The 16,988-nt window shown below is 72.7% G+C and carries 10 protein-coding genes and 4 pseudogenes; all 14 read right to left on the reverse strand.

Annotation, left to right across the window (positions count from 1 at the left end):
- Positions 1 to 34: 34 nt before the first annotated feature.
- Positions 35 to 562, reverse strand: a complete 528-nt coding sequence (locus BJF83_RS02060) for an arginine repressor (RefSeq protein WP_075924955.1) — start codon at positions 560 to 562, stop codon at positions 35 to 37.
- Positions 559 to 1,506 carry an ornithine carbamoyltransferase gene (gene argF / locus BJF83_RS02065; RefSeq protein WP_075924956.1) on the reverse strand — a complete coding sequence of 316 codons (948 nt, stop codon included), beginning with the start codon at positions 1,504 to 1,506 and terminating at the stop codon, positions 559 to 561. Before argF ends, BJF83_RS02060 begins: the two co-directional genes overlap by 4 nt.
- On the reverse strand, positions 1,503 to 2,714 hold the full coding sequence (locus tag BJF83_RS02070; protein ID WP_075925021.1) for an acetylornithine transaminase: 1,212 nt from the start codon (positions 2,712 to 2,714) through the stop codon (positions 1,503 to 1,505). Before BJF83_RS02070 ends, argF begins: the two co-directional genes overlap by 4 nt.
- The gene (gene argB / locus BJF83_RS02075) at positions 2,711 to 3,736 is read right to left on the reverse strand and encodes an acetylglutamate kinase (protein WP_075924957.1); all 1,026 of its coding nucleotides are present in this window, start codon (positions 3,734 to 3,736) and stop codon (positions 2,711 to 2,713) included. Before argB ends, BJF83_RS02070 begins: the two co-directional genes overlap by 4 nt.
- 34 nt (positions 3,737 to 3,770) lie before the next feature.
- Positions 3,771 to 4,540 (reverse strand): annotated as a pseudogene (locus tag BJF83_RS02080) (bifunctional ornithine acetyltransferase/N-acetylglutamate synthase); the annotation flags it as partial.
- Between the two features lie 78 nt (positions 4,541 to 4,618).
- A pseudogene (argC, locus tag BJF83_RS02085) lies at positions 4,619 to 5,645 on the reverse strand (N-acetyl-gamma-glutamyl-phosphate reductase).
- Between the two features lie 173 nt (positions 5,646 to 5,818).
- The gene (locus BJF83_RS02090) at positions 5,819 to 7,243 is read right to left on the reverse strand and encodes an FAD-binding oxidoreductase (protein ID WP_262391247.1); all 1,425 of its coding nucleotides are present in this window, start codon (positions 7,241 to 7,243) and stop codon (positions 5,819 to 5,821) included.
- Between the two features lie 196 nt (positions 7,244 to 7,439).
- A complete protein-coding gene (locus tag BJF83_RS02095) occupies positions 7,440 to 7,931 on the reverse strand; it encodes a MarR family winged helix-turn-helix transcriptional regulator (protein WP_075924958.1) in 492 nt (163 codons plus the stop codon).
- A gap of 400 nt (positions 7,932 to 8,331) precedes the next feature.
- The gene (locus BJF83_RS02100; protein ID WP_075925023.1) at positions 8,332 to 9,558 is read right to left on the reverse strand and encodes an aspartate aminotransferase family protein; all 1,227 of its coding nucleotides are present in this window, start codon (positions 9,556 to 9,558) and stop codon (positions 8,332 to 8,334) included.
- Positions 9,559 to 10,208: 650 nt separating this feature from the next.
- Positions 10,209 to 12,698: a phenylalanine--tRNA ligase subunit beta gene (gene pheT, locus BJF83_RS02105; RefSeq protein ID WP_075924959.1), complete on the reverse strand. Its 2,490-nt coding sequence runs from the start codon at positions 12,696 to 12,698 to the stop codon at positions 10,209 to 10,211.
- A gap of 7 nt (positions 12,699 to 12,705) precedes the next feature.
- Positions 12,706 to 13,815, reverse strand: a pseudogene (gene pheS, locus BJF83_RS02110) (phenylalanine--tRNA ligase subunit alpha); the annotation flags it as partial.
- Between the two features lie 169 nt (positions 13,816 to 13,984).
- Positions 13,985 to 15,224, reverse strand: a pseudogene (locus BJF83_RS02115) (ATP-binding protein).
- A gap of 480 nt (positions 15,225 to 15,704) precedes the next feature.
- On the reverse strand, positions 15,705 to 16,562 hold the full coding sequence (locus tag BJF83_RS02120; protein ID WP_075924960.1) for an RNA methyltransferase: 858 nt from the start codon (positions 16,560 to 16,562) through the stop codon (positions 15,705 to 15,707).
- A 20-nt stretch (positions 16,563 to 16,582) separates the two neighbouring features.
- A complete protein-coding gene (gene rplT, locus BJF83_RS02125; RefSeq protein WP_187347060.1) occupies positions 16,583 to 16,951 on the reverse strand; it encodes a 50S ribosomal protein L20 in 369 nt (122 codons plus the stop codon).
- Between the last annotated feature and the right edge of the window lie 37 nt (positions 16,952 to 16,988).

Here is a 16,988-nt window from a genome sequence, read left to right on the forward strand (position 1 = left end):
GTGGACGTGCGGGGGTGCGGCGGGGCCGCGCCCGTCATCTTCGGTCGGCCAGGCGCAGCAGAGCGTCGGCCAGGTCCTCGCCGCCCCCCGGGTCGCGGGAGATCACCAGGATGGTGTCGTCCCCGGCGATGGTGCCCAGAATGGCGTGGAAGTCGGTGTGGTCGATGGCCGAGGCCAGGAACTGGGCGGCTCCGGGCGGAGTGCGGACGATGACCATGTTGGCGGAGGCCTCGGCCGAGACCAGCAGGTCCTCGGCGAGTCGGGTCAGACGGGCGCCGGAGGCCTCAGAGAGGTCGAGTGTGTCGGGCCGGGTGCGTTGCAGGCGCTCCCCGCCCTCCCCAGGCAGGACGTAGGCCAGGTGCCCGTCGGCGGTGCGGAGCTTGACCGCCCCGAGCTCGTCCAGGTCCCGGGACAGTGTGGCCTGGGTGACCTGGACGCCGGCCGCGGCCAGGCGCTTGGCCAGCTCGCCCTGGGAGCGGACGTCCTCGCGGGTGAGGACGTCGGTGATCCGGGCGTGCCGGGCCGCCTTGGTCATCGGCGCGGAGCCGCCCTCGTTGGTCATCGGCGCTCGCTCCCGGCGTCAGCTTCGGAGTCCAGGAGGAAGGCGAGGAGGGCCTTCTGGGCATGGCGGCGGTTCTCCGCCTCGTCCCACACCACGCTCCGGGGACCGTCGATGACCTCGGCCGCGATCTCCTTGCCCCGGTAGGCGGGCAGGCAGTGCAGGACGATCGCCTCGGGGTGCGCGGCGGCCAGCAGGGCGGAGTCGACGATGTAGGGGCGCAGGGGCGCCTCGCGGTCGGCCGCCTCGTCCTCCTGGCCCATGGACACCCAGGTGTCGGTGGCCAGGACGTCGGCTCCGTCGGCCGCCCCGCGTGGGTCGGCGCTGACGGTGACCGATCCGCCCGTGCCGGCGGCGATCTCGGCGGCGCGGGCCAGGACGGCGGGGTCGGGGCGCAGGCCCTCGGGTGCCGCGACGCGCACGTGCATGCCGGCCGTGGCGCCGCCCAGGAGGTAGGAGTGGGCCATGTTGTTGGCACCGTCGCCGAGGTAGGCGAGGGTGAGCCCCGCCAGGGTTCCCTTGTGCTCGCGCACGGTCTGGAGGTCGGCCAGGATCTGGCAGGGGTGGAACTCGTCGGTGAGGGCGTTGACGACGGGCACCGAACTGAACCGTGCGAGCGTCTCCAGGTCGGCCTGGGCGAAGGTCCGCCAGACGACGGCGGCGACCTGGCGCTCCAGGACACGGGCCGTGTCCTCCAGCGGTTCTCCCCGGCCCATCTGGGTGGTGGCGGTGTCCACCACCAACGGGGCGCCTCCGAGGTCGCTGACGCCGACGCTGAAGGAGAGCCGGGTCCGGGTGGAGGGCTTGTCGAACAGGAGCGCGACGGTCCGCGGCCCCGCGAGCGGACGGCGGTCGAAGCGGTCCTTCTTCATCGCGTCGGCGAGGTCCAGCACCCGGGCCTGTTCGGCCGGGGAGAGGTCGTCGTCGCGCAGGAAGTGCCGGGTCATGACTGCGTCTCCTTGCTGGCCGCGGCCTCGGCGGCGTCGAGGACGGTCGGCAGCGCCTCGATGAACACGCCGATCTGTTCGGGGGTGATGACCAGGGGCGGGGCGAGGCGGATGGTCTCGGGGCCCACGGCGTTGACGAGGAAGCCGCGCACGGCGGCCTGTTCCTGGACGTGGGCGGCGACGGGAGCTGCCAGGGCCAGCGCCCGCCACAGTCCACTGCCGCGCTGTCCCTCCAGGAGCGGGTGTTCGACGACTTCGAGCTGCTCGGCGAGCAGGTCGCCCATCACGGCGGTATGGGCGAGCAGTCCCTCGGCCTCGATGGTGTCGAGGACGGCGAGGGCGGCCGCGCAGGCGACGGGGTTGCCGCCGAACGTGGAGCCGTGGTCGCCCTTCTGGAAGGCGTCGGCGTAGCGGCCGAAGCCGACGCAGGCGCCGATGGGCAGCCCGCCGCCCAGGCCCTTGGCCAGGGTGAGGACGTCGGGGCGCACGCCCGCGTCCTGGTGGGCGAACCACTGACCGGTGCGGCCGATGCCGCTCTGGATCTCGTCGAGGACGAAGGCCGCGCCGGTTTCGTCGCACACGGCGCGGACGCCGGCCAGGTAGCCCTCGGGCGCGGGGACGACCCCGGCCTCGCCCTGGGTCGGTTCGGTGAAGACGGCGACGCAGCCCTGGTCGACGGCGGCGGTGAGGGCGTCGAGGTCGCCGTGGGGGACGAACCGCACGTCCATGCCGTAGGGTCCGAAGGGCTCGCGGATGGCGTCCTTGCCGGTCAGGGCGAGGGAGCCGGAGGTGCGGCCGTGGAAGCCGAGCGTGGCGGCGACGAAGTAGTGGCGGCCGGGCCCGGCGGCGCGCTTGACGAGCTTGAGCGCGGCCTCGTTGGCCTCGGTGCCGGAGTTGGCGAAGAAGACCTTGGCGTCGCCGCCGAGGAGTCCGATGAGCCGTTCGGCGAGTTCGACCTCGCGTTCGTGGACGAACAGGTTGCTCGTGTGGGCGAGCGTGGCGGCCTGGTGGGCGACGGCCTTGACGAGGGCGGGGTGCCCGTGGCCGAGGCTGGAGACGGCGATCCCCGCGATGAGGTCCAGATACTGGCGGCCGTCGGCGTCGTAGACCTCGCAACCGCGCCCGAGGGTGAGCGCGATGGGCGGCACTCCGTAGGTGGGCATGAGCGCGGCGGAGAACCGTTCGCGCAGGGTGGCACCGTTGGTCACTTCACGCCTCCTGTGCTGTGGATGGTGGTGTCGATGGGGCGCCAGGGGCGCGGGTGGTGGCCGTTCCCGGCGAACAGGGCGGATTCGAGTTCCTCGTCGGCGACCATGGTGCCCACGCCCTGGTCGGTGAAGACCTCCAGCAGGAGCGAGTGCGGGACGCGACCGTCGATGATGTGCGCCTGGGGCACACCGCCCTCGACGGCGTGCAGGCAGGCCTCCATCTTGGGCACCATGCCCGACGACAGGGTGGGGAGCAGGGAGCGCAGCTCGTCGACGTCGAGGCGGCTGATCAGCTCGGTGTTGTCGGGGTAGTCGGCGAACAGGCCCTCGACGTCGGTGAGCATGATGAGCTTGCTGGCGCCCAGGGCGACGGCCAGCGCGGACGCCGCGGTGTCGGCGTTGACGTTGTAGACGCCGCCGTCGTCGGCCCGGGCGACACTGGAGACGACGGGGATCCTGCCGTCGGCGATGAGGGCGGCCACGGCTCCGGGATCGACGGCGGTCACCTCGCCCACGCGTCCGATGTCGACGGTCTCGCCGTCGACCGTGACGGTCTTGCGTTCGGCGGTGAGGAGGTTGGCGTCCTCGCCCGACAGCCCGACGGCGAACGGGCCGTGCTGGTTGACCAGTCCGACGATCTCCCTGTTGACCTGGCCGGTGAGGACCATGCGGACGATGTCCATGGCCTCGTCGGTGGTCACGCGCAGCCCGGCGGTGAAGGTGGACTGCACCCCCGCCCGTTCGAGCTGCGCGCTGATCTGGGGACCGCCCCCGTGGACGACGACGGGGCACAGGCCGGCGTAGTAGAGGAAGACGACGGACTCGGCGAAGCGGACCCGCAGCTCCTCGCTGACCATGGCGTTGCCGCCGTACTTGACGACGACGGTGCGGCCGTGGAAGCGGGAGAGCCAGGGCAGCGCCTCGATGAGGTTGGCGGCCTTGTCGATGGCCTGGGCCCGCTCGTCCTGCGGGTCTCGGTCGGGTGCGGGGTTCGTGCCGTGTTTGGGCGGTCGGGAGATCATCCGGAGTTTCCGTGGTCGGTGGCGGGGACGTCGGTCGTCGGCGCGGCGTCGCCGGGGGCGTCGGCGCGACCTGGGCGGCGAGGTCGGCGCACACCTCGGTGAGCAGAACGGCGAAGGCGTCCGGATCGGGTCGGACACCGCTGGCGCCGCTCGCCATGAGCAGGGCGGTGTCGTTGGTGGCGGTCAGCGGGGGGAAGGTCTTGGCGACCGCGGCGGCCAGCAGCTCCTGGCAGCGCTCGGCGGTCAGGTCTGCGTCGGTGGTGATGACGCACTGGACCGAGGCCACGGAGGCGTCGGGACCCTTGGCCATCGCACCGACCGTGAAGCCGTCCCCACGCCGGAAGACGAACTTGGCGACGGTGTCGGTGGTGCGGATGGCGTCGGCGGCGGCCAGGCCCCCGCTCCGGCCCGCCTCGTCGAGCGCGGCGGTGACGCCGTCGCGCAGGGCGTCGAGGGGCGGTCGGACCGAGAGCGGACCGCTGGAGCAGAGCACGATCTCGGCGGCGGAGTCGGACAGGGCGTCGGCGGCGTGCTCGGCGACGGCGTGGACGTCCTGGAAGCCGGGGGGACCGGTTCCCGCGTTGGCGCCGTCGGAGTGCAGGACGGCGGCGCGCACGCGTTTGCCCGCGACGACCCGAGCGGACCACAGCACCGGCGCCGCGCGGTCGGCGGCCTCGGTGAACACGGCAGCGGCCGCGCGGGAGGGTCCGTCGTTGACGACGACGGCGACGTCCCGGCTCCGCCGGTGGACAGACCCGCGGCGACTCCGGCGGCGCGGAAGCCCCGGGGGGCGGTGACACTCACGGTGTGCCTTCCTGGTCGAGGGCGTGTGTGGTGGATGCTGCCCGTCGCGCAGCGGGGGGTGTGTCCGCCGTGCACGCCCTAGGGGGCGACCGCGGTGAGCGGAAGACCGGTCGTCTCGGGCAGCCCGAGGGCGAGGTTCGTGCTCTGGACGGCGCCGCCCGCGGTGCCCTTGGTGAGGTTGTCGAGGGCGGCGACGGCGACCATCCGGTTCGCGTCGGGGTCGACGGTGACCTGGACGAGCGTGGTGTTCGCGCCGAGCGTCATGGCGGTGCTGGGCCAGGTGCCCTCGGGCAGGAGTGCGGTGAAGGGCTCGTCGGCGTAGGCGGTCTCGTAGGCGGCCCGGACCTGGTCGGCGGTGACGCCGGGGCGCAGCGGCGCGGTGCAGGTGGCGAGGATGCCGCGCGGCAGCGGGGCGAGGACCGGGGTGAAGGACAGCCGGACCGGTTCGCCGGTGACGGCGGTCAGGTTCTGGACGATCTCGGGGTTGTGCCGGTGGGCGCCGCCGACGCGTAGGGGCTGAGGGCGCCCATGATCTCGCTGCCGACCAGGTGCGGTTTGGGCGCTTGCCCGCTCCGGAGGCGCCGGTGACGGCGACGACGGTCAGGTCGGGCTCGACCAACTGCTCGGCCAAACCGGGGAAGAGGGCGAGGGTGGCGACGGTGACGTGGCATCCGGGTACGGCGACGCGCCGCGCGCCGGTGAGACGTTCGCGCTGTCCGGGCAGTTCCGGGAGGCCGTAGGGCCAGGTGCCCGCGTGCGGTGTGCCGTAGAAGCGTTCCCACGCGGAGGCGTCGTTGAGCCGGAAGTCCGCGCCGCAGTCGACGACCAGGACGTCCTCGCCCAGCCGCTGGGCGATGTCGGCGGACTGACCGTGCGGCAGGGCGAGGTAGACGACGTCGTGGCCGCGCAGTTCCTCCACGGTCGTGGGGGCCAGCACACGGCCGGCGAGCGGGCGCAGGTGCGGCTGGTGTTCGATGAGGGGGGATCCGGCGTTGCCGCCGGCGGTAAGGGCGCCGATCTCGATCTCCGGGTGGCCGAGCAGCAGGCGCAGCAGCTCGCCTCCGGCGTATCCGCTGGCTCCGGCGATCGCGGCGGTGTATCTCATGGTGCTCCCCCATTCGAACCTGACTGAACTATCATGCACGCCTCTGCAAGTTTATGCAAACGTACCCGAAGGGCCCCGGCCAGGTGGACCGGGCGTGGGTGGGGACGCGTTCCTGGGGCGTGTGCCGGGATGGCGCCCGTCGCGCGGCGGGGTATGCGTGCGCGGCACACGCCCTAGCGACCGGCGATGCGCGTGGCCAGTCCGGCGAAGCGGGAGGTGTGGGCGCGCTCCTCGGGCGTGCGGGACTCGCGCCGGTCGGCGGTGCGGTACAGGCCGTAGATGACCTGCGTGCCGACCCAGCGCAGGGGTTCGGGCTCCCAACCGCGGACCTGGTGGCCGACCCACGGCAGACGGGTCAGGTCGGTCTCCCGGCCCAGGATCAGGTCGCGCAGGGTGCGCCCGGCCAGGTTGCTGGTCGCCACCCCGCTGCCGATGTAGCCGCCCGCCCAGCCCAGGCCGGTCTCGGCGTCCAGGTGCACTGTCGGACACCAGTCGCGGGGCACCCCCAGCACCCCGGACCAGGCGTGCTCGACCGGCACGTCGGCCACGTCGGGGAACATGCGGGTCAGGGCGCGCCAGAGTTCGGCGATGGCCTGGGGCTGGGTGGCGCCGTCCCGGTCCCGCGCGGAGCCGAAACGGTAGGGCACGCCCCGGCCGCCGATGGCGATGCGGTCGTCCGCGGTGCGCTGGGCGTAGACGTAGGAGTGCGCGGTGTCGCCGAGGACCTCGCGCCCGTTCCATCCGATCTTCTCCCACAGGGCGGGGGCGATCGGCTCGGTGGCGATCATCGAGGAGTTCATCGGCAGCCACTCTCGGCGCTGTCCGCGCAGGGTGGAGGTGAAGCCCTCGGTGGCCCGGACGACGTGGTCGGCGTAGACGGTGCCGTGATCGGTGACGGCGGCGGGGCGCGCGGCGCCGGTGCGGGAGCGGATCTCCCGCACGGCGGTGCCCTCGTAGACGTCGACGCCGAGCGCTTCCACCACGCGGGCCAGACCGGTGGCGAGCTTGGCGGGCTGGACCCGGGCAGCATGCGGGGAGTAGGCGGCGGCGACTGCGCCGTGGACCGCCAGGCGCGGTTCGTGGTCGGCCTCCACGAGGTGGATGTCGTCGGGCCAGTAGCCCCACTCCTGGAGGTAGTCGATCTCCTCGGCCAGGCGCTCGCGCTGGGCGGCGTTGGTGGCGACCAGACGCATCCCGCCCTTGACGATGTCGGCCTCGATCCCCTCGGCCTCGGCCACGGAGACGACCTCGTCGACGGTGGCCATCATCGCGCGTTGCAGGGCGATCATGGCGGACTTGCCGTGTGACCGCGCGTACCGTTCGCGGGAGCCCGCGAACTCGGCCGACAACCACCCTCCGTTACGACCAGAGGCGCCGAATCCGGCGAACTCGCGCTCGACGACGGCCACCCGCAGGTCCGGCTGGGCCTTCTTGAGGTAGTAGGCGGTCCACAGACCCGTGTAACCAGCGCCGACCACGCAAACGTCGTAGTCCGCGTCACCCGGCAGGGCCGCGCGCCGCTCGGGCAACCCGGACTCGCGGAACCAGAAGGAGACGCCGCCGTTGCGGAAGCGCGAGGACCGGGGAATCGGCCTCATCTGCGCCGCAGTCGTGAAAAGTCTCATCATTTCCCCCGGTGCCTCTTCGCCCGCGGCCCACCCCGCCCGGGGCCCAAGAACTCCCGCCAACCTACACGGGGTCGGCGGCGCGTGGGATGTTTTCGACACGTTCGGGCGGATCGCCATGGGAGTGTCGGAGGGAAACGACTACGAGATGTCCGGCCCGCACGGACCCTCAGTGACAGGCGCTGTCACGGAGAGTACGCGCGAGCGCGGCCAGTTGTCGTACCCCGTCCGAGCCGAGCGGGCCCAGGACGTGCTCGCGCAGCCGTTCGACGTGCTTGACGCGCACCTCGCCGATGAAGGCCAGGCCGGTCTCGGTGAGCGTCGCGTACACGACCCGGCGGTCGGAGTCGCAGGACTCCCGCTCCAGGTAGCCCTCACGCTCCAGCCGGTCGGCGAGTTTGGTGAAGCCGCCCGTGCTCAGGCTGACCTCGCGGGCCAGACGGCTCATCGGGAGGCGGTGGCCAGGGGTGCGCTGGAGCCGTATGAGCACCTCGAACCAGGGGCCGGCCATGTCCCGGCCGTCGGGCGTCACTCCGCCGAGCAACGCGGGCTGGAGGGCGTTCACCGCCTCGTGCACCAGGCCCCAGGCCGTGATGAGGTCGTCGTCACTGGGCGGTTCGGCCCCCGTGTCCGGCCTGGCACCCGTCGTCCCCGCGGTCATGTCCCCGTCCCCTCATGGACGTGTCACGCCCATTTCACCCACAAGAAGTATCTTCCCAGAAAATAATACTCGATGGGCGAGATGCGCACCAGCACGGTCGGACACGTGTGCCCGACGCGGAGGAGTACGCGTCGGCTGCCGCTGCACGGAGTCGAGGGGCCGCTCGGGGACGGCGGCCGTCGGAGGGGAACGTCCTCGGCCGTGTCCCCGCCGTGCCCCCGGACGACGGCGGGGACACCGACGGTCAGGGACTCGTCAGCGGCTACGCACCCTGCCGCGCGACGCCCCGGCACGGCTCTCGCCGCGTTCCCATCAGTCGCAGGGGCCCCACCCCTCACACCTTCCTCGGCCCTGCGACAACCCCACCGCACGCGCCGCTCGCGACGGGCGGGCACACGCCCTAGTGCCGCGCCGCCACCGCGTCCAAGGCTGCCGCGAGGGTGGAGACCAGGTGGTCGATCTGCTCCCACGCGATGACCAGCGGCGGCGAGACGAGCAGCGCCGTGGGCACCGGCCTCAGGATGACGCCGCGGGCACGCGCCTCGGCGAACACCTCCGCCGTGGTGATCCCCCGGTCGACGAGCGCCTCCCGCGTGAGCTCGACTGCGCCCATGACGCCGACCCCCGAGCGCACCTCCGCCACCAGCGGGTGGTCGGCCAGGGTGCGCAGCGCACTGTCGAGGTGACGCTCGACCTCCAGAGCCACGGTGAACAGGTCCTCGCGCTCCAGGATGTCCAGGTTGGCCATGGCCGCGGCGCAGCACGCGGGGTGCCCGGCGTAGGTGGTGCCGTGCAGGAACGCGTTGCCCGGTTCGTTCCAGAAGGGGTCGGCGATCCGCCCGCTGGTCACCACACCGCCCAGGGGCAGGTACCCGCTGGAGACGCCCTTGGCGAACACGATCATGTCCGGGCTCACGCCGAAGCGCTCGATCCCGAACCAGTTGCCCATGCGGGCGAAGCCGCAGATGACGCTGTCCACGACGAAGAGCACGCCGTACCTGCGGCAGATCCGCGCGACCTCGGCGAAGTAGTTCTCGGTCGGCGGGAACACGCCTCCGGCCCCGATGACCGGCTCGGCGAAGAAGGCCGCGACCCGGTCGGGACCCACGCGCAGGATCTCGGCCTCCAACGCCGCGGCGGAGTCGTGCCGGACCACGGAGGTGTCCTCCACGAGAGGGCCGAAGCCGGCGCGGAAGCGCTCCATGCCGATGATGCTGCTGCCGAAGCCGTGCAGGCCGTGGTATCCACCGGTGCGGCTGATCAGGTGGGTGCGCTGGGGCTGGCCCAGGACGTCCCAGTAGCGACGGGCGAGCTTGGTGGCGGTCTCGATCGACTCGCCGCCCCCGCAGGTCAGGATGACCTTGGCGTCGTCGACCGGTGCGTGCGCGGCCAGGCGCTCGCTCAGTTCCCGCGCGGGCCGGTTGGTGAAGTCGCCGTAGACGGTGTAGGCGTCGAGGGCACTGATCTGGCGATGCACCGCGTCCGCGATCTCGGTACGACCGTGCCCGACGTTGCAATACCAGAGGCTGGACGTGCCGTCCAGGTACCGGTCGCCGGCCGTGTCCCAGAGCCACACACCCTCCGCGCGCTCCACGACGAACTCGGGGCCCGCGGCCACGGTGTTCATGTCGCAGAAGGTGTGCCAGAGGCGGCTGGGCTCCCGGTGTTCCTTGGGGATGAGCGCGGACGAGACAACCGTTTCGGTCATATGGCGACCTCCGAGCCGAGTCATGCGCATGAGCGCAGCGGAAAACTCAGGTTGAACCGACCCACACCCGGGCCCCAGAGTGTGTCAGGTGCTTGCAGGCTAAGTTCTCCACCCGGCTGCTAGCAAGAGCCAAAACGATCCTTCATGCCCCGAAACCTAAACTTCATGCGCGCTACCCTTGGCAATCGTCGCCAAAACCCCCTCCACGCAGGAAAAACAGGGCAAGAATCCGATCAGAATCCGTGTCAGCGCGCTGAGGTTTTCGCCGTGCGCCGGGTGGCCGGGGCGACTGCGAGGCGCCCCGGCGACGCACCTTCTCACCCCGCACTCGGGGCTGCCCGGTTCGGGCCAGGGCCTGACTTCGGAACGGTCACCCGAGGGGCGGTTCGGGCACCGGCGGGGTTCGCGGGGGTATGACCGCGCCGGAGGCGTCGTTCGAGGGTGGTGGAGGGTGACGAAGTGGGGGGCGCGCGCGGCGAGGAACGAGCGACGGGCGCCGCCGAGGACGAGGAATCCCCGCCGGCGCTGACCAGGGTCCGAAGCGAAGCGCAGGACCCAGCGAACACCGCCTATGCGCGCGGCGCGGCTCCCGTGCGTTCGACGGCCCGGGCCACGGCCGCGTCGCGCGCGGCGGTGGCCTCCTCAGCGGTCAGCGTGCGGTCGTGGGCCCGGAAGCGCAGGGTGAAGGCGACCGACTTGCGGCCCTCCCCCACCTGCTCACCCGTGTACACGTCGAACAGCCGGACGCTCTCCAACAGTTCACCCGCGCCCTCGGTCAGGGCGTCGTTCACGGCCGCGGCCGGGACCGACTCGTCCACGACCAGCGCGACGTCCTGGATGGCCACCGGGTAGGTGGACACCACGGGCGCCACGGTCTTCGTGCGGGCCCGCTCGATGCGGTCGAGGTCGACCTCGACGGCGGCCGTGCGCTCTGGCAGGCCGAACGCCTTGACCGTGCGCGGGTGGAGCTCACCGGCGTGCCCGACGAGCAGGCGCTCGCCGTCCACCCGGGTGAACAGCGCGGCGCACCGTCCGGGGTGCCAGGGGGCGTGCTGGTCGGCCTCGACCTCCAGCGGGACCCCGGCGATCCGGGCGATCTCACGCGCGACCTGGACGGCGTCGGCCCAGGAGGCCGCGCGGCCCGGCCCCCACCAGCCAGCGCGCTCGGCGTCGCCCGCCAGGACCGCGGCGACGCGGCGCGGCTGGTCGGGCAGCGCGGCGTCGATCCGGGCCAGCTCCTCCGCGCTGGGGCCACGGCCGACCGGCAGCAGCGGCGCGCGGGTCGCCCCGGGCTTGGGCAGGTAGACCAGGCCCGTCTCGAAGAGGGAAACGTCGGTGAAACCGCGGCCCACGTTGCGGGCCAGCGCCTTGACCAGGCCCGGCAGCAGCGTGGTGCGCAGCAGCGGTTCCTCGTCGTTGAGCGGGTTGGCCAGGCGCAGGCTCGCGCGGCGGGCGTCGTCGGCGGGCAGCTGGAGCCCGTCGAGGTCGCGCTCACCGACGAACGGGTAGCTGAGCACCTCGTCGAACCCGGTCGCCGCCAGGGCCCGCCCGACCGCCCGACGCAGCCGCTGGCTGGCGGTCAGCCCGCGCCCGGAGGAGGCACGCGGCGGGATCGAGGGGATGTTCTCGTAGCCCTCGAACCGGATGACCTCCTCGGCCAGGTCGTTCGGGTCGGTCAGGTCGGGCCGCCAGGTCGGCGGGATCACCGACAGCTCGTCGCCGTCGACCTCGACCGCGCAGCCCACGAGGCCCAGCCACCTTTCCGTGGTTCCCTCGGGGTAGTCGACCCCGGCGACGGAGGACGCGTGGGCGGCGCCGATCCGGATCGGCTCGCGGGGCGTGGACCCGTCGAGGTGCGTGTAGGCGCTCTCGACGTCGGCCCCGCCCAGCTCGCCGAGGAGCCGGACCGCACGGGTGGCCGCGGCCAGCTGCACCTGGGAGTCGATGCCGCGCTCGAAGCGGCGGGAGGACTCCGAGGACAGCTGGTGGCGGCGCGAGGTGCGGGCGATGTGCATCGCCTCGAAGTGCGCGGCCTCCACCAGGACTTCGGTCGTGGTCAGGGAGATCTCCGTGGACACGCCGCCCATGACGCCCGCGATGTTGATCGGCCCGGACGGGTCGGCGATGACGATGTCGTCGGGGGCCAGGGCCCGCTGGGCGTGGTCCAGGGTCTCCAGTTTCTCGCCCTGCGCGGCGGCGCGCACGGCCAGGCCGCCCCTGAGCCGGGCGCGGTCCCAGGCGTGCAGCGGCTGGCCGAGTTCGAGCATCACGTAGTTGGTGACGTCGACGGCCAGGGAGATGGGACGCACGCCGCTCTGGTGCAGGCGGCGGCGCATCCACATCGGGGTGGGCGCCTGCGGGTCGAACCCGGTGACGCCGCGCAGGACGTAGCGGTCGCACAGTCGCGCGTCGGTCTCGGCGGGGTGCCCCTGACCGGTGGGCGCGGGGACGTCGAGCGCCGCCGGGTCGCGCAGGTCCGCCCCGTACAGGGCGGCGACGTCGCGGGCGACACCGCGCATGGACAGCGCGTATCCGCGGTCCGGGGTGACGGCGATGTCGAGGACGTCCTCGCGCAGCCCGAGTGGGCCCACGGCGTCCGCGCCGGGTTCGCCGAAGCCCTGGGGCAGGACGATGATGCCGTCCGGGTCCTCCCACAGCCCCAGCTCCGGGGGGGAGCAGATCATGCCCGCGGACATCCTGCCGTAGGTCTTGCGGGCTCCGATGCTGAAGCCGCCTGGCAGCACCGCGCCGGGCAGCGACACGACGACGAGGTCGCCCTCGACGAAGTTGCGGGCGCCGCAGACGATCTCCTGCGGCTCTCCGGTGCCGTTGGCCGATCCGACGTCCACCCGGCAGAACCGGATGGGCTTCTTGTATTCGGTGAGCTCCTCGATCTCCAGCACACGGCCGAGGACGATCGGCCCGGTGAGGTCGGAGCCGAGCTCGTCGACGGTCTCGACCTCCAGGCCGGCCAGGGTGAGCCGGGCGGCGAGGTCGCGAGCGGTGACGTCGGACGGAAGGTCCACGTACTCCCGCAGCCAGGTCATGGGGACGCGCATCAGTTCTCACTCCCGAACGCGAGGTGAAGCGGACGTCGCCCTCGACCATGTCGTGCATGTCGCGCACGCCGTGCGCGAACATCAGTGTCCGTTCGATTCCCAGGCCGAAGGCCCAGCCGCTGTACACCTCGGGGTCCACCCCGGCGGCGGTGAGCACGCGGGGGTTGACCACACCGCAGCCGCCGATCTCGATCCAGCCCTCGCTGGAGCAGGTACGGCACGGCGCGTCCGCGTTTCCCACGGACGCGCCCCGGCACGCGAAGCACTCCATGTCCACCTCGGCGGACGGCTCGGTGAACGGGAAGTAGGAGGCGCGGAACCGGGTCCTCAAACCCGCGCCGAACATGCCGTGCACGAACGCGTCGATGGCGCCGCGCAGGTGCGCCAGGGTGATGCCCTCGTCCACGACCAGGCCCTCCAGCTGGTGGAAGACCGGGCTGTGCGTGGCGTCGAGCTCGTCGGTGCGGAAGGTCTTGCCGGGCGCGACCACGTAGACCGGGAGCTCGCGGTCGAGCAGGGCGCGCACCTGCACCGGCGAGGTGTGCGTGCGCATGACCAGCCCGGACTCGCCGCCCTCGGGGCCGCGCACGAAGAAGGTGTCCTGCATGGTGCGGGCCGGGTGGTCGGGCAGGAAGTTGAGGGCGTCGAAGTTGAACCACTCCGCCTCGACCTCGGGCCCCTCGGCGATCTCGAACCCCATGCCGACGAAGATGTCGGCCATCCGCTCGGCGACGGTGGTCAACGGGTGCCGCGCACCGCGCGCGGCGCGGTCCCAGGGCAGGGTGACGTCGACCCGCTCCTCGACGAGGACGCGCTCGTCGCGCTCGACCTCCAGGACGGCCTGGCGGGCCTTGAGGGCCTGGCCCACGTCGCGGCGGGCCCCGCCCACGCGCTTGCCCGCGTCGGCCTTGGCGGCCGGGGGCAGCGCGCCGATCTCCCGGTTGGCCAGCGCCAGCGGGGAGCGGTCCGAGGCGTGCGCGAGCCGGACCTGCTTGAGTTCGTCGAGGTCTCGGGCTGCCTCGACGGCGGCCAGAGCCTCCTCACGCATACGGGCGACCTCGTCGGGGTGCAGGGGGGTCACCTCGACGGGGTCGAAGGAATCGTTCGGTGCAGACATGGTTGGTTGCCTCGCCGCCGGACCCCGTGACGGGGGCGGGCGGCAGTCACGGTCCGCCTCGGGGGCGGACGAAGCCGACAGGACGAGCACGAGCGGGGCGCCCGGGTGACGGTGCCGCCGCCGGGCCCGAGCACGCTGGAACGCCCGCCGGGGCCGAAGGTCTGAGCGCTCAGACGAACTCGGGTGTCCCGGCGGGCATGGTAAATCGGAACTCGGCGCCGCCGCTGGGGCGCGCCCGACGGTGATCGTGCCGCCGTGGGCCTCGACGAGGCCCTTGACGATGAACAGCCCGAGGCCGGTCCCGCTCCGGTGCTTGCTGCGCCAGAACTGACGGAAGACGCGCGGAATGGTCTCGGGCGCTATGCCCTGGCCCTCGTCGCGCACCGACACCGCTGCTCCTCCTTCACACGGCTCGATCACCACACTGACAGTACCAGCGCCGTGCCGCACCCCGTTTTCCACGAGGTTCGACAGGATCTGGCCGAGTTTGTCGGCGTCGAGCCACATCTGCGGGAGCTCCCCGCGGGTCTCGACGCGGAACCGCTCCTCCGACTCCCCGGCGGCGACCCGCCCGGCGACCACCCGCCGCACCGCGTCGGGGAGGTCGACGACCTGGCGGCGCACCTCCAGGCGTCCGGACTCGATCCTGGAGACGTCGAGCAGGTCGTGGATCAGGCGCGTGACGCGGTCGGCGTCGGCGTTGACCGTCTCCAGCATGAACAGCTTCTGCTTGTCGGTGAGCCGTTCCCATTTCGTCAACAGGGTGGAGGTGAAACCCTTGACGCTGGTCAGGGGCGAGCGGAGTTCGTGGGCGACCTCCGAGACGAGGTCGGCGCGGCTGCGGTCGGCGCTGGTGGCGGCGTCCCTGAGAGTGACGACGAGGCGGACGAGGTCCCCGCCGGGGCGGGCGCGGACGTACCGGGCGGCGACGAGGATCTCGCGGTCGTCGGGCAGGTAGAGGGCACGCTCGGCCTGGCGGACGCGGTCGCGGTCGCGCCGTAGGGGTCGCTGGCGTCCCACCAGTCGTGGCCGTCGGGGCCGACGAGGGGGAGGACCTCGCGGAAGTGACGGCCCAGGGCGGTGCGGGCGGGGGTGGCGGTCAGGTGTGCCGCCTGGGCGTTGAACAGGACGACGCGGCCGCGCGCGTCGGCGACCACGACCCCGTCGGGGAGGTCGTCGGCGTGGAGGGGCGCTCCTCCGGGCCCGCCGGAGACGCCGTCGACGTCCCACAGGTCGGTGGCGCCGGCGTCCGTCGCACGCGCGGAACGAACGCCCGGATCGTGCGTATTCTCCGATTCATGGGGAATGTCGGTGACTGGTTCGGCCCCTCGCCCGGGGTCCCCCGCGGAGTGCCCGGTCCCGTCGCCTGACTCCTCCGCCGGGTGATCCGCCTGCCGGCCGCTGCCCACGCCTCTCCCCGCTCCCCTTGAAGATCCACGACCGCCCGCCTTCGGGCCCAGGACCGCTGACCGATGGCGTGCGACTCACGTCCGCGAGCGCCACCGCAGGTTGTCTACCCTGCACTCCGACCTGATACGCCTGGTCGGCCGGGTTCGGGCGTCCGACGGTCGACGAGCGTACAAGCACTCCCCGAGCGCACCGCGATCCGGAAACCGGGCTCCTCCCCGGACGGCGCGACGCGTGCTCACACGGTGTCGTCAAGCCTGCCCGGCCGAGGTGGCCCACCGCACCACCCCACCCGTCACCCGGGTCGGCGGTCAGGCGGCTACGCGGTATCCGCATAGGCGGCGGCTTCGCAACGACCCTACCGTCACCCACCGCCCGCGCAGGCGCGTTCCGCGGCGATGACGTGTGGTTCGGACGCCGAGGGGGCGCCTCGGCGCGCTACGCGGAGTGATCACGGGCTTCGTTCGCCTCGGACCTCGGCGTCAGTCGCCAGGGCTCCGGGGGCGTCGCTGCTGACGGGCGGTGGTGTAGAGACAGACCGCGGCGGCCGTGGCCAGATTGAGGCTTTCGGCCCCGCCGTAGATCGGGACGCTGACCGCGCCGTCGGTGAGGGCGACGGTCTCCTCGGGCAGCCCCCAGGCCTCGTTGCCGAAGACCCAGCCCACCGGGCCGTCGAGATCGCCCCCGTCGGCGACCCCGTGCAGGTCGCGCGGGCCGCCACCGTCTGCGGCCCACACCGCCGCGCCCCGCCCGCGCAGGAAGTTCACGGCCCGGGAGACCGGAACGCCGACGACCACCGGGAGGTGGAAGAGGCTTCCCGCGGAGGCGCGCACGCACTTGCCGTTGTAGGGGTCGACGGAGGCGTCGGTGAAGACGACGACGTCGGCCCCGGCCGCGTCGGCGGTCCGCAGGACGGTGCCCGCGTTGCCCGGGTCGCGCACGTGCGAGAGCACGACCGCCAGCCGGACCTCGCCGACCCGGTCGAGGGGAACGTCGACGAACTCGCAGACCGCGATGATCCCCTGGGGGGTCACGGTCTGGGCCAGCTCCGACATCACGTCGAGACTGACCTGGTGGGTGGGGACGTCGGCCGCGCGGGCCGCGTCCACCAGATCGATGTGGCGCTGCATGGCCTCCGCCGTGGCGAAGACCTCGACCACGCCCGCGCCGGTTCCCGCGTGGGACCGGCCGTCGTCGGCCGCGGCGGCCAGGGCCTCCCGGACCGCCTGCGGCCCCTCCGCCAGGAAGCGTCGCTCACGCTGACGGAAGGTGCGCTTGGCGAGCCGCCGAACCCCCTTGATCCTGGGCGAACGGATGCTCGTGAACTCGTGGCTCGCCATCGCGTCGTCTCCCGAGGGCGTCAGGCGGCGGTGGCGGGAAGGGCCTGCTTGGCCTTCTCCACCAGGGCGGCGAACGCGGCCTCGTCGTTGACGGCCAGTTCGGCCAGCATGCGACGGTCGACCTCGATGCCGGCCAGCTTCAGGCCCTGCATGAGCCGGTTGTAGGTCAGGCCGTTGGCGCGGGAGGCGGCGTTGATGCGCTGGATCCACAGACGACGGAACTGCCCCTTGCGGTCCTTGCGGTCCCGGTAGGAGTAGGTCATCGAGTGGAGCATCTGCTCCTTGGCCTTGCGGTACAGGCGCGAGCGCTGACCGCGGTAACCACTGGCGCGGTCGAGGACGACCTTGCGCTTCTTCTTGGCGTTGAGAGCCCGCTTCACGCGTGCCACTGTGACTCCCTCGTTGTCTCTTCCGGCGCGCACGGCG

The sequence above is a fragment of the Nocardiopsis sp. CNR-923 genome (assembly GCF_001942255.1).
GTDB lineage: Bacteria > Actinomycetota > Actinomycetes > Streptosporangiales > Streptosporangiaceae > Nocardiopsis.